The 9,926-nt window shown below is 71.3% G+C and carries 5 protein-coding genes; 1 reads left to right on the top strand and 4 read right to left on the bottom strand.

The features are described from left to right. Nucleotides 1–150 precede the first annotated feature (150 nt). On the bottom strand, nucleotides 151–1,167 hold the full coding sequence (locus ACIQFZ_RS04785; protein WP_402690610.1) for an aspartate-semialdehyde dehydrogenase: 1,017 nt from the start codon (nucleotides 1,165–1,167) through the stop codon (nucleotides 151–153). A 221-nt stretch (nucleotides 1,168–1,388) separates the two neighbouring features. Beyond that, a complete protein-coding gene (locus ACIQFZ_RS04780; RefSeq protein WP_402690609.1) occupies nucleotides 1,389–4,715 on the bottom strand; it encodes a S8 family serine peptidase in 3,327 nt (1,108 codons plus the stop codon). Nucleotides 4,716–5,032: 317 nt separating this feature from the next. On the opposite strand from ACIQFZ_RS04780, the gene ACIQFZ_RS04775 reads away from it, so the two are divergent. Further along, entirely contained in the window at nucleotides 5,033–5,479 is a 447-nt protein-coding gene (locus ACIQFZ_RS04775; protein WP_365428442.1) for an NUDIX hydrolase, read from the top strand. A 513-nt stretch (nucleotides 5,480–5,992) separates the two neighbouring features. Here ACIQFZ_RS04775 and ACIQFZ_RS04770 read toward each other — a convergent pair. Then, on the bottom strand, nucleotides 5,993–7,054 hold the full coding sequence (locus tag ACIQFZ_RS04770) for a hypothetical protein (protein ID WP_402690608.1): 1,062 nt from the start codon (nucleotides 7,052–7,054) through the stop codon (nucleotides 5,993–5,995). Nucleotides 7,055–7,257: 203 nt separating this feature from the next. Further along, a complete protein-coding gene (pepN, locus tag ACIQFZ_RS04765; protein WP_383055529.1) occupies nucleotides 7,258–9,897 on the bottom strand; it encodes an aminopeptidase N in 2,640 nt (879 codons plus the stop codon). Nucleotides 9,898–9,926: the final 29 nt, after the last annotated feature.

Here is a 9,926-nt window from a genome sequence, read left to right as displayed (position 1 = left end):
CCCAATGATCACGAAGCCCGTGCCTGCTCTGCTATGCACCCCAACCGGTCACGGCCCGACCCAGCCGCACGACTCCGGAACTTGACCAAGCCCTGCCGTCGAGTACGGCTGCTTCCTCTACGAGGTGCGCCGGGATCGGGTAAGCGGTGACTAGCCCTTGAGCTCCGCCGCCACCAGCTCCGCGATCTGCACCGCGTTCAGGGCCGCGCCCTTGCGGAGGTTGTCGTTGGAGATGAACAGGGCCAGGCCGTTGTCCACCGTCTCGTCGCGGCGGATGCGGCCGACGTACGACGGGTCCTGGCCGGCCGCCTGGAGCGGCGTCGGGATGACGGAGAGGGCGACACCGGGGGCGCCGCCCAGCAGCTCGGTCGCGCGCTCCACGCTGAGCGGGCGCGCGAAACGGGCGTTGACCTGGAGGGAGTGACCGGAGAAGACGGGCACGCGCACGCAGGTGCCGGACACCTTCAGCTCCGGGATCTCCAGGATCTTGCGGGACTCGTTGCGGAGCTTCTGCTCCTCGTCGGTCTCGTTCAGGCCGTCCTCGACGAGGTTGCCCGCGAAGGGGAGCACGTTGAAGGCGATCGGGCGCTTGTAGACGGACGGCTCGGGGAAGTCCACGGCCGCGCCGTCGTGGGTCAGCCTGTCGGCGTCCGCGACGACCTTCTGGGTCTGGCCGTGCAGCTCGGCGACGCCCGCGAGGCCCGAGCCGGACACCGCCTGGTAGGTGGCGACGACCAGCGCCTGAAGGCCCGCTTCCGCGTGCAGGGGCTTGAGGACCGGCATCGCGGCCATCGTGGTGCAGTTCGGGTTGGCGATGATGCCCTTGGGGCGGTCGGTGATCGCGTGCGGGTTCACCTCGGACACCACCAGCGGGACGTCCGGGTCCCTGCGCCACGCCGAGGAGTTGTCGATCACCACGGCGCCCTGCGCGGCGACCTTCTCGGCCATCGCCTTCGAGGTCGCGCCGCCCGCCGAGAACAGCACGATGTCCAGGCCGGTGTAGTCCGCGGTGGCCGCGTCCTCCACCGTGACCCCGTCGAGGACCGTCCCCGCCGAGCGGGCCGAGGCGAACAGGCGCAGCTCGGTCACCGGGAAATCGCGCTCCGTGAGGATCCCACGCATGACCGTGCCGACCTGACCGGTGGCTCCGACGATTCCGATCCTCACGGTGACTCCTTCTGCTCACTTCACTGGCGCTGCGTACGCGGTACGCGCAGGACGGTTCCATCATGCGTCTGTCCCGGGTCCGTCTGTCCAATCATTGCCCACGGAGTGGGACGGCGCGGGACGGAGTGCGACGGCCCGGTGGGTGGGCTCCGCCGGAAACGCAAAGGGCGGGCTCCGAGTGGAGCCCGCCCCGTGTCACGTATCGGAGGTGGAGACCGCCGTTACGGGACGACCTTGCCGATCTTCACGCTGCCGAGGCCCGCGGCGGTGCCGCGGGTGTTCAGCACCTGCACCTCGCCGAAGAACTCGCGGCCCGCGGGGGCCGGCTCGTTCGCGATGACGTCGGCGGAGATCTGCGCCGTGCCGTTCGGGGCGAGGGTGAACACCTTGGCGTCGTCGACCTTGACCGAGCCGAGCGCCGCCGAGTAGTACACGTCCCGGTAGTCGTAGGCCGTGGTGCCGGCCGGCACCGAGTAGGCGTCGATCAGGATGGTGTACGTGCCCGCGGCGGGCTTGGCGATGGAGACGGACTCCTCCGAGCCGCCCGCGGCCGAGTAGGCGACGCGCGTGCCGGCGGCGTTGTACACGTACAGGTCCAGGTCGGCCCCGGCGTCCGAGACGTTGCCGATGGCGACGTCCAGGCGCTCGGCACCGGCGGGCACGACGACCGTCCTGGTGTGGCTGTCATGGTTGGCGATGGTCGGCCGGTCCGTCTTCGACGATCCCAGCGAGCCGCCCTTCAGCTTGGCGTCCAGCCCGGCGAGCTTGTTCGTCAGCGTCCAGGACACGGGGGCCGGCGTACCGGCCTTCGCCTCGTCGATCGTCTGCACCGCGGGGCTGAAGTCCAGCCCGTAGACCGCCGCGTTCAGCGTGTACGGGTTGTCGAGCAGCGGCGAGGTACGACGCGACTCGACCTCGATCTCCCAGACTCCCGGCATCGGCTTGGCGTACGAACGCACGTCCGGACGGCAGGTGTTGGCCGGGTTGTTGTAGTTCGGGTAGCAGTTCGGCGTCGAGGTGGGGTCCACCGGGGTGCCGTACGGGTGGATCGCGATGAAGCGGGTCTGGCTGCCGTCCTTGAGACCGCTCATCGAGACCTCGAGGGTCTTCGCACCCTCCGGGACCGTCACGAAGTACGACGTGGTGCTGTTGCGCTGCGCCACACCCGACACCGAGTAGGTGTAGGACGGCTTGGCGATCTCCGTGGAGACCACGACGGTGAGCATGATCTGCTTGTCCACGCCCTCGGTGCCGCGGTCGTCGACCTCGAGGATCGCGCTGTGCACACCGGCGGAGGCGGGGCGCGCCTCGATCTTGACGGTCACCGGCTTGTTCAGCGGCAGCGAGACCTCGTCGTCGCCGAGGATCTTGAAGGTGCCGTCGTCGTTCTTCAGGCTCAGCTTGTGCTTGACCGAACCGGCCGGGCCCGTCGTACGGGTGACCTGGACGTCGTAGGTCTTCTTCTGGCCCTTCTGCAGACCGCCCTCGCGGTCGTACAGGCCGGTGCCGAAGTCGGGGGTCTTCAGCGCCCAGGACAGCGAGGTGCTGACCGGGGCCTTGACCGCGTACTCGTGCGCCGAGGCGCCCTTCTCGATCGACTTCCAGGCCTTGACGATGTCCATCAGGCCGGCGCCCTCGCTGTGCGGCTGCTCGCCCTTGATGTGCTTCGCGGTCGAGGTCAGCGCGGTGCGCAGGGCCGCCGGGGTCAGCTCGATGCGCTTCTGCTTCGCCGCCGACAGCAGCAGCGCGGACGCGCCGGCCGCCTGCGGGGACGCCATCGAGGTGCCCTGGAGCATCGAGTAACCGGCCGGCAGCGAGTAGCCGGCCTCGGCGACCGGGCCGCCGGGCAGCCAGGTCTGGGTGGTGTTGATGGCCGCGCCGGGCGCCGAGATGATCGGCGTGAAGCCGCCGTCCTCACGCGGACCGCGCGAGGAGAACGGCATCATGGCGTACGACTTGTCCACCACGGAGCCGTAGTTGGCCGCCCAGGTCTCCTTGGAGATGGTCGCGCCGACCGAGATGACCTTGTCGGCGAGGCTGGGGTCGCCGATGGTGTTCAGGCCCGGGCCGCTGTTGCCCGCCGAGATGACGAGCTGCACGCCGTAGGTGTCGATGAGCCGCGTGTAGAGCTGCGCGCGGGCGTTGTTGCCGTCGTTGAGCGCCGGCAGGCCGCCGATGGACATGTTGACGATGTCCACGCCGCGGTTGACGACGAGGTCGATCATGCCCTCGGTGAGCGCGACGTTGGTGCAGCTGCCGCTCCAGGTGCAGGCCCGGGAGGAGACGATCTTCGCGCCCGGGGCCGCGCCGTTCATCTTGCCGCCGAACAGGCTGTTGGCGGCGGTGATGCCGGCGACGTGCGTGCCATGCTCGGACTCGATGACGCCGATGTTGACGAAGTCGGCCTTCTTGCCGATCCAGGACCCGCCGTAGGGGTCCATCGCCACGTCCTTGCGGACCTCCACGACGAACGGCACGCGCAGGTCGGCGCCGGTCGCCGGGTCCTTCTTGTCCTGGCCGAAGTAGCCGACCTGGTAGCCGTCCTTGTACGGCTTCATCGGGACGTCGTCCGTGAAGTCGTTGTTGTTGTTCAGGTCGACGCGGACGGTGCCGTTCGCCGGGTCGTACAGGACGCCCCACACGCTGGTGGTCCCGCCGTCGCGGTCCAGGTCGCCGTTGGCGTCGCCGCCCTTGGTCGCGGACTCGCTGAAGGTGTTGAACAGGAAGTTGCCGGCCGGCGCCTTCCAGGTCTTGCCGCCCGCGGTGAACTGGGGGCCCGTGACGCCGGAGGTCATCGGGCGCCAGGTGCCGTCGCTGTCGACGATCGGGTCGGTGGCGGTGACCCAGTCGACGATCTTGCGCTCGCCGGTGGTGGTCTTCTGGAGCGCCGGGTGGCCGAGGTCCACGCCGGAGTCGAGGATGCCGATGGTGATGCCCCGGCCGTCCGCCTTCGGGTTGTTGTTCACGAAGTCGACGGCGCCCGTCTCGAAGGACGGGTTGTACGGGTTCTCGGCGGGGGTGTTCTTGTCGGGCGCCGGGTAGGTGCCCTGGTCCTGCCCCTTGCTCTTGTCCTTGCCCTGGGGGGCGTCCGCCTCGGGCCTCGGGTCGTCGAGCGGGATGTCCTGCTTCAGGTCGATGGCCTGCACGGAGGACAGCTTCGCGGCGGCGGCGATCGCCGAGTCCGCCTTCTGCGTCGGCACGGTGGCGCGGACGTAGCCGAGCTTGTCGTAGGTGCGGCCCACGGCGCCGCCGTCGATCGCGTCCAGCTGCTTGGCGACCTGCGCGGTCTGCCCGGGCTCGGTCGCGATCATCATGGTGACGTTCTTGGCGCCCTCGGCCTTGGCCTCGGCGAGCAGTTCGGCGCCGGTCGAACCGAGTTTGTCGTCCGCCGGCTTGACGGCCGGGTCGGTGGACGTGGGGCCGTCCTGGGCGACGGCCAGGGGTATCGGGCCGGCCACGGAGAGCGCGGCCACCACGCCGGCGGCCATGGCGATGCGGGCCAGGCGTCTCGCGCCCGTGAGCGGTGCGCGCTGGGGGTCGGGGGTCATCGGCATCCCTTGCAGGTAAAGGAACCAAGAGAGGTGCGATCGGGGTCGATCGCGATCGTCCGGATTTCGGAGTCGGATGATCGCTCAGCTTTACCCAAAGGAAAGATGTTTGACGAGACTTGGTCCTGGCGGGATGGAATCATGGCGTACTTCCGCCATGCGCCACGAGGGTCATAGGGGCCCAAACCGTGGCGCTTCCCCTGGCATTGCGGGAGGACAACCAGCCCTGCCGGACGGAGCGTTCATCCGGCCGCGTGCTGGGCCCCGTCCTCGCCGACTCACGCCGGACAGCCCCCTTCCTGCCGTAACGTCCACCTATGAACAAGGAGTTGAGGGTGGCGGCCTACGCCGTGTGTGTGCGGGACGGACGGCTGCTGCTGGCCCGCTGGGTGGCGGGCGACGGCGCCCGCCGGTGGACCCTGCCCGGCGGTGGCATGGAGCACGGCGAGGACCCCTACGACACCGTCGTGCGCGAGGCCGAGGAGGAGACCGGCTACACCGTCGAACCGGTCGCCCTCCTGGGCCTGGACTCCGTCCGCCGCAACTACCCGCGCCCTCTGGGCACCCACGCCGACTTCCACGGCCTGCGCATCCTCTACGAGGGCCGTGTCACCGGCGGCGAACTGCGCCACGAGACGGGCGGCTCCACGGACCGAGCCGCCTGGCACCCCCTGGACGCGGTACCCGCACTGCCCCGCGTCGGCCTGGTCGACGTGGGCCTGCACCTATGGCACAACCGCCCACCCACGGGAAGCCCCACCTGACAGCACCCGGCTGCCGACCCCCGGCCGACCGCGCCGGGTTGTCCGTGTCGGGCCGAGCGCGGCACCGGCCCGCCTGCCTCTCCGCGGCCGCCGAGCACGGCACCGGCCCGCGTCCGCGCGTCGGTGTCTGACTGAGCGCGACATCGGCCCGTGTCCGGCTGCCCGTGCCCGGTCGAGCGCGAGACCGGTCCGCGTCTGCCTGTCGCCCCGGGCCTACCGCGCGCGCCTGTCCGCGCCGAGCGCGGCGCCGGCTCGCGCCTGCCTGCGTCGGGCCCAGCGTGGCCCCCGCCCGCTGTCTGTGCCTGGTCGACCGCGTCTGCCTGTCCGTGCCGGGCCGAGCGTGGCGCCGGTCCGCGTCAACCTGTGGTCCCTGGGCCGACCGTGACATCCGTCCGCGCCGCCCTGTTCGCCCCCGGCCGGTACTCCTTGCGACGTGCGAGGAGGGGCCGCCGAGACGTGGTCCGGTGGTCCCTCCTCGCCCCTCCTGGCGTGTCCCCGTTGGGCGCTTCGGCGCTACTGGGGGAGTGCCACCACGTGTGCGGCCGGGTCGCGGTCGGTGGCTGCCATCAGGGCGGTGCGGACGATGGTCGCCTGCTGGTCCGGGAACTCCCGCAGCTTCCGGGGGGTGACGTGGACGACCGTGATGCCCAGCCGCTCCAGGTGCTCGCGCTTGCGGGCGTACTCGGAGTGCCGGGTCTCGTCGTCCGGCCGGCCGCCGTGGCGGGGTGCGCGGGTGTCCAGCTCCAGGGCGACCGCCTGCTCCGGCCAGTACGCGTCCACGCCGCCGAGACGGGGGCCGCCCGGCAGCCGCAGGTCCACGTTCCAGACCGGGTCCGGCAGCCCGTGCTCACGCACCATCCGGTACAGCCGGTCCTCCGAGAGCGCCCGCCCCTCGGCCAGCAGCAGGCCCACCGCGTCCACCACGTGCGACCGGCCCAGCAGCCCGGCCCCGGTCAGTTCGCGGACCACGGCGGACGGTTCGCAGTGCCCGCCGCGCACCGCCTCCGTCAGCAGCCGCCGTACCGTGCCCGCGTCGGACAGAGCGGCCACCGCGTCCGCCAGGGCGCGCGGCACCGGGGCCACCGGCAGACCCGTGACCGCCTCGGCGGCGGGCAGGCCGGCCGCCCGGACGATCCGCACGCAGCCGGCCGAGCGCAGCCGCCGGCCGCGCTCCACCAGGACGTCGATCCTCTCCAGGGCCGGCAGGCCCGGCGACGCGGCGAAGCCGTGCAGCGTGAGCGCCGCCAGACCGGTGACCATCACCTCCGCGTACACCGGGCGGTGCGGATCCTGGGCGCTCGGCTGCGTCGGCACCCCGGTGGCGGCGCGCGGAAGCGGTCCGCGCGCCGCGTACAGGAGCACCGCGTGCAGCCGCTCCTCACTGGTCGGTGGGCCCGGATGTAGCAGGAACACGCCCGGCAGGAGCTGTTGCCAGGGTCCTCCGGCGCGGCACCGCACGGCCGTCTCGGCCGCCGGCACTCCGTGCTCGCGCAGCTGAGCGGTGGTCAGGACCCGGCGCGGCGCCTCTGCGAGGTGGTGCAGGGGGCGGGGGGAGAGCGGGGTTTCGTGGTTCATGTCCGGCACGTTTCCCGCTTCGCGACCGGCCCGTAACCGCTGTTACACGCCCGTTGGCAAACCTGGACAAGCCCGCCCTAAAGGACGGTTGTTCGGATGCCGAAAACCCCTGGTCCCCTCATGGGTGGACCAGGGGTTACGGCGGGCCGGGCACGCATCGTGTAACAGTTACGACGTGCCCGACCCTTGGCCAGAACTACGGGTCAGCCGGCGGACGTTCCGGCCGCCGCGTCGCACGCCTGTCCGCGCAGCGCCCGCGCCAGGTCGTCCCGGGCCTCCAGCACCAGGCGGCGCAGGGCGGGAGCGGCTCCCTCGTGCGCGGCGAGCCACGCGTCGGTCGCCTCCAGAGTCTCCGGCGAGTCCTGCAACGCCGGGAACAGCCCCCGTACGACGTCCATGCCGATCTGGATGGACCGCTCGGTCCACACCCGCTCGATCGCCTCGAAGTACCTCGGCGTGTACGGCGCGAGCAGCTCCCGCTGGGAGGCCTGCCCGAAGCCCGCGATCGTCGCCTCCACCAGCGCGTTCGACAACGCGTCCGAGTCGACCACCTGCTCCCAGGCCCCCACCTTGACGGCGGCCGAGGGCCGCGCGGCCAGGCAGCGCACCTGGTGCCGCTTGCCGGAGGCGGTGTCGTCCCGGGCGAGTTCGGCGGCCAGCACCTTCTCGTCCGCCACCCCGTGCGCCGCCAGCGGCTCCAGGAACGCCCAGCGCAGTTCCTGGTCGACCTCCAGGCCGGCGATCTCCTCCGTGCCGTCCAGCAGGCCCTTCAGCAGCTCCAGGTCGTCCGGCGCCGAGGCCGCCGTGGCGAAGAACCGCGCCCATGCGAGCTGGTGCTCGCTGCCCGGCTCGGCCTGCCGCAGCTCGGCCAGCGCGCCCTCGGCCAGCGCCCGTCCGCCGGTCTCCCGCCACTGCGGCGCCGCGTAGTGCACCAGCGCGGACTCCGCCCAGGCGTGCAGCATCTGGAGCACGCCGATGTCGGTCTCACGGCCGGCGAAGCGCAGCACCAGGCCCACGAAGTCCCGCGCCGGCAGCAGCGCGTCCCGGGTCAGGTTCCACAGCGCCGACCAGCACAGCGCGCGGGCCAGCGGATCCGTCAGGCCGCCCAGGTGCTCCCGCAGGGTCGCCAGCGAGGTCTCGTCGAAGCGGATCTTGCAGTAGGTCAGGTCGTCGTCGTTGACCAGCACCAGATCGGGCGCGTCCGCACCCGCCAGCTCGGACACCACCGTACGGGCGCCGGCCACGTCGGTCTCGGCGCGCGCGTACCGCTCCAGCGCCCCCACCTGGGACCGCTGGTACAGGCCCACCGCCACCCGGTGCGGGCGCAGCTCCGGGTACGACTCGGCGGCCTCCTGCACCACGGCCAGCTCCTCGATCCGGCCGTCGGCACCCAGCACCACCTGCGGAGTCAGCGAGTTGACCCCCGCCGTCTGGAGCCACGACCGCGCCCACGCGCCCATGTCCCGGCCGCTGGTCTCCTCGAGCACCGCGAGCAGGTCGCCGAGCCGGGTGTTGCCGTAGGCGTGCCGCTTGAAGTAGCGCCGCGCGCCCTCCAGGAACGCGTCCTGGCCGACGTAGGCCACCAGCTGCTTGAGCACCGAGGCGCCCTTGGCGTAGGTGATGCCGTCGAAGTTCAGCTTGGCGTCCTGGAGGTCGCGGATGTCCGCGGTGACCGGGTGCGTGGAGGGCAGCTGGTCCGCGCGGTACGCCCAGGCCTTGCGGCGGTTGGCGAAGGTGATCCAGCCGTCCGTGAAGCGGGTCGCGCCGACCAGCGAGAACGAGCCCATGAAGTCGGCGAAGGACTCCTTCAGCCACAGGTCGTCCCACCACTCCATGGTGACCAGGTCGCCGAACCACATGTGCGCCATCTCGTGCAGGATCACATTGGCCCGGGCCTCGTAGGAGGCCTGCGTGACCTTCCCGCGGAAGATGTACTCCTCCCGGAAGGTGACCAGGCCCGGGTTCTCCATCGCGCCGAGGTTGTACTCGGGCACGAACGCCTGGTCGTACTTGCCGAACGGGTACGGGTAGTCGAAGTGGTCGTGGAAGAAGTCCAGGCCCTGCTTGGTGACCAGGAAGACGTCCTCGGCGTCGAAGTGCTTGGCGAGCCCCTTGCGGCACAGCGCGCCCAACGGGATCTCCAGCCGCGTACCGTCCTCGAACACGCGCTCGTAGGAGTCCGTCACGTGGTGGTACGGGCCCGCGACCACGCAGGTGATGTACGTCGAGATCGGCTTGGTCTCGGCGAACCGCCACACCCCGCCCGCCCGTCGCCCACCACCACCCTTCTGCGGAAGCGCTTCGCGCACTTTTTCGATGCGCTCGCCGACCCCGTTGCTCCACACCGTCCAGTCCTCCGGCGCCCGCACCTCGAAGCGGAACGGCGCCTTCAGGTCGGGCTGCTCGAAGTTGGCGAAGACCCGGCGGGAGTCGGCGGGCTCGTACTGCGTGTAGAGGTAGACCTCGCCGTCCTCCGGGTCGACGAAGCGGTGCAGGCCCTCACCGGTGCGCGAGTAGGCGCACTGCGCGTCCACGACGAGCTCGTTGTCGGCGGCCAGGTCCTCCAGGAGGATCCGGGAGCCGTCGAAGACCTCGCTGGGGTCGAGGTCCCTGCCGTTGAGCGAGACGGCGGTGACGCTCGGCGCGAGCAGGTCGGCGAAGCTCGACGCGCCCGGCTCGTTGCAGCGGAACCGGATCGTCGTCACGGACCGGAACGTCCGCGGACCGTCCCCGGTGTCCTCGCCCACCGCGGACCGCACGTCCAGGGACACCTCGTACGCGTCGACGGACAGCAGGGCGGCCCGCTCCCGGGCCTCGTCGCGGGACAGATTCTCACCGGGCACAGGCGGCACTCCCTCGGATGGTTTCACGA

Source organism: Streptomyces sp. NPDC093064 (genome assembly GCF_044754605.1).
Taxonomy (GTDB): domain Bacteria; phylum Actinomycetota; class Actinomycetes; order Streptomycetales; family Streptomycetaceae; genus Streptomyces.
This window is presented reverse-complemented; position numbering and strand designations above follow the sequence as displayed.

Bases quoted from the DNA above. Each gene is read 5' to 3' on its own strand.
- ACIQFZ_RS04780 (WP_402690609.1), bottom strand. From the start codon at position 4,715: ATGACCCCCGACCCCCAGCGCGCACCGCTCACGGGCGCGAGACGCCTG.
- ACIQFZ_RS04775 (WP_365428442.1), top strand. From the start codon at position 5,033: ATGAACAAGGAGTTGAGGGTGGCGGCCTACGCCGTGTGTGTGCGGGAC.
- ACIQFZ_RS04770 (WP_402690608.1), bottom strand. From the start codon at position 7,054: ATGAACCACGAAACCCCGCTCTCCCCCCGCCCCCTGCACCACCTCGCA.